Annotated in this window: 1 protein-coding gene; it reads right to left on the reverse strand. The window is 69.5% G+C overall.

The annotated features are described in order from the left end of the window. A partial coding sequence (locus tag VXC91_RS45475) for a DNA polymerase Y family protein (RefSeq protein WP_329513191.1) occupies nt 1-1016 on the reverse strand: 1016 nt, incomplete at its 3' end. Nucleotides 1017-1481: the final 465 nt, after the last annotated feature.

Genomic DNA, 1481 nt, shown 5'->3' on the forward strand with positions numbered 1-1481 from the left:
ATCCTCGGAGGTATTTGGTGACGAAGCGCGGCGGCTGGGCCGATGACGCCGGGACCGAACTTGTCGCGGATGCGGTCGCTGACCTCTTCGGCGACCAGGCGCGCTTCACGGGCACGGTCCAGGCTGATCTGCTGAGCGATCTGGTCGGCGTCGGCCAGGTCCTCGGCTTTGAGGACCAGGCCGGTCAGGCGGCCGCGTTGCAGGCCCGCGGCATCGATCAGCCGGTAGGCCATGACGCGCAGGTCCTCCTCGTGCGCGGAGGCCTCCGGCAGGCGGCGAGTCTTCTCCCACAAGGGTCCGCCGGCAAACCGCAGCGTCAGCGTCAGTGCGCGGGCCGCCTGGCCACGGCGGCGCAGCAGGTGCCCGAGCTGGACCACCAGATCGAGCAACGCGGCGCGGACTTCGGCGCCGTCCAGGGTGTGCCGGGGAAAAGCACAGCTGACGGAGGCGGACGCTGGCAGAGCACGCGGGACAACGGGGCGCGGGTCAATCCCGCGGGCCCGCTCAACGGCCAGGCGCCCGTACCTGCCGCCCAGGAGACGTTGCACCGTGGCCGGGGGCACGGCGGCGAGCAGGCCGACGTGATGGATGCCATAGTCCCGCAATGCCTTGGCCTGGCGGGGGCCAATGCCGTGAAGGGCCTCCACGGGCAGCGCACCGAGCCACTCTGCGACGTGGGCGGGGTCGACGGCGAGGACACCTCCGGGCGAGGCGACCTGGCCGGAGGCCGTGGCCGCGACGGTGATCGAGGGACCGATCCCGACGCGCACGTCGATACCGAGGCGGGAGAGTGTGCGCACCCGCAGCACCTCCCCCAGTCTCCGGGCGTCGGCGCCGTGATAGCGCAGGGCACCCTTCAGCTCCACCAGGGCCGCAGACGGAGGCAGGGCCTGGACGACCGGGGAGAGCTCCGCGAGCTGCTCCAAGACCTGCCGGTAGGCCTCATCCGGCAGACGGTCGGGGCAGCGCACATGCATCACCGTCGACACCTTGTGCTCCCTCGCATCCCAGGACATTGCAGCCACCTCCCGCAACCCACTCTATCGAACAAAAATTCGAACATGCGAGGCCGCAGTAGAAGGATCTGCCGCCCGACCTGGCGTGCCCAACGCTTTGCGCGTCGGCCACGCCCTGTGGCTGGCACGCAACGACCGCAAGATCGCCGCCCTCCCGCAACGGGCAGGCCGAAGAAGGAAGCGGCCGCACGAACCGGCCCCCGGCCACAGCGGATCGCTGCATCCCACAGGATCAGGGGGCGGACCTCGCCGTCTGGCGGGTTGCCCCGTTGACAGCTCTCACCCTTCGCCCGTGTGGGCATCCTGCGCATCACGACGGCTTTATTCCTTCCTGAAAGCGTCGGGGTAAGGGTTGAAGCATCGGAACGCGTCACGGCCGCACCCGGATCCCGGGTGGGTGCGGCCCTATATCGGGCGTGAGTAGTTGAGGCACAGAAAGTGCCGCTGAGATTGATCATGGTCGGT

It is taken from the genome of Streptomyces chiangmaiensis, from assembly GCF_036281785.1.
In the GTDB taxonomy this organism is placed as follows: Bacteria; Actinomycetota; Actinomycetes; order Streptomycetales; family Streptomycetaceae; genus Streptomyces; species Streptomyces chiangmaiensis.